1 protein-coding gene is annotated in these 246 nt (G+C 62.6%); it reads right to left on the reverse strand.

The window, feature by feature from the left end; all coding sequences use genetic code 11:
* Positions 1-246: tyrosine-type recombinase/integrase (locus tag R0K30_RS23040; RefSeq protein WP_410613302.1), on the reverse strand; the 246-nt coding region annotated here is incomplete at both ends.

Below are 246 nucleotides of genomic sequence, written 5' to 3' on the forward strand. Positions count from 1 at the left end.
TTTGGCGGTCAAGTCCCGTATTTGACGGATGTTCGGCGGCGTGTCGTTCAAGCGCTTGAGCTCCCGCAGGACGCTGGCGAGGTACGGTGTGAGCGGGATGGTGCGCGAACCTTCGACCTTGTCGGCGACGGACAGCGAGCGCCATTGAAAATCGACGTCGGTCCATCGGAGTGCCGCCATTTCCTCGCGGCGCGCGCCCGTGATGAGCAACGCTTGCAGATATGCCGCAATGACCGGATTGCCGAG

It is taken from the genome of Bacillus sp. SIMBA_154 (assembly GCF_046536015.1).
GTDB classification, from domain to species: Bacteria; Bacillota; Bacilli; order Bacillales; family Bacillaceae; genus Bacillus; species Bacillus pumilus_P.